The organism is Nocardia sp. JMUB6875, assembly GCF_041154655.1.
GTDB lineage: Bacteria > Actinomycetota > Actinomycetes > Mycobacteriales > Mycobacteriaceae > Nocardia.
In genome coordinates, this window is sequence record NZ_BAAFGR010000392.1 from 1 (window position 1) to 1389 (window position 1389).

The 1389-nt window shown below is 64.2% G+C and carries 1 protein-coding gene; it reads right to left on the minus strand.

Annotated elements, in window-relative coordinates; translation table 11 throughout:
* Positions 1-39 precede the first annotated feature (39 nt).
* Positions 40-1266 carry an IS256 family transposase gene (locus tag ACAM49_RS40170; RefSeq protein WP_369640738.1) on the minus strand — a complete coding sequence of 409 codons (1227 nt, stop codon included), beginning with the start codon at positions 1264-1266 and terminating at the stop codon, positions 40-42.
* Positions 1267-1389 lie beyond the last annotated feature (123 nt).

Consider the following 1389-nt stretch of genomic DNA (forward strand, 5'->3'; position numbering starts at 1 on the left):
GGGTCTGTCCAGATAACGGTGTAACTCGGGTTGATTGGGTTAGTTCCGTCCGGCGGTGAGTCGGCCGTCGAAGGTGATGTCGAAGGCGTTCAACGCCGCTTTCCAGCGGGTGATCCACCGTTTCTGGCCCTCGCCGGTCGGATCGAGGGCCATGACCGCGAGGTAGACGCATTTCAGGGCGGCCTGCTCGTTGGGGAAGTGGCCGCGGGCGCGGACCGCGCGGCGGATGCGGGCGTTGACCGACTCGATCGCGTTCGTGGAGCAGACGACTCGTCTGATCTCGGTGTCGAAGGCCAGGAACGGGGTGAACTCGGCCCACGCATTCTCCCAAAGCCGCACGATCGCAGGATATTTCGAGCCCCAGGCTTCGGTGAACTCGTAGAACCGTTCCAGCGCCGCAGCCTCGGTGGGCGCGGTGTAGACCGGTTTCAACGCTTTGGCGATCGCTGCCCAGTCCTGGCGCCCGGCGTAGGCGAACGAGGCGCGCAGCAGGTGAACGATGCAGGTTTGAACGACCGCGGCCGGCCAGGTCTGCCCGATCGCGTCGGGCAGGCCCTTGAGCCCGTCGCAGACGAGCATGCAAACATCCTCGATACCACGGTTTTTCAGCTCGGTCAGGATCTGCAACCAGAACTTCGCGCCCTCCCCACCATCCCCGGCCCAGAGCCCGAGGATTTCGCGACCGCCCTCGACCGTGACCGCCAACGCGACATAGATCGGCCGGTTGGCGACCTTCCCGTCGCGGATCTTGACGTGGATCGCGTCCAGGAAGATCACCGGATAAACCCTGTCCAGGGGCCGGTTCTGCCACTCGGCCATCCCGTCCATCACCTTGTCGGTGATCGTCGAGATGGTCTGTTTCGAGACGTCAGCGCCATAGACTTCGCGCAGATGCGCACATATCTCGCCGTGGGTCAGGCCCTTGGCCGACAGCGACAACACCATGTTCTCCACCCCGTTCAAACGGCGTTGGCGTTTGCGCACGATCTGCGGTTCGAAGCTGGCGTCGCGGTCGCGTGGGACGTCGATCTCGACCGGGCCCACGTCGGTGATCAAGGTTTTGGATCGGGTTCCGTTGCGCGAGTTCGGTGTTCCACGTCCGGCCGGGTCGCTGTGGTCGTAGCCGAGGTGGTCGGTGATCTCGCCTTCCAACGCGGACTCGACCACCATTTTGGTCAGCTGCCCCAGCAGCCCGTCTTCGCCGGTCAGCTGCAGCCCGCTGGCGCGGGCCTGGGCCACGAGCTGGCCCACCAGATCGGCATCCACCGCGGTCGTCTTCGGTTTCCTGGGTCTGGCCACCGCGTCAGTATCGGCCAACACGGCGGACCTCACATCAGAGTCCATGTGCCACTCCTTGATTCGGAGTTACACCGTTGTTCTTACAGTCCC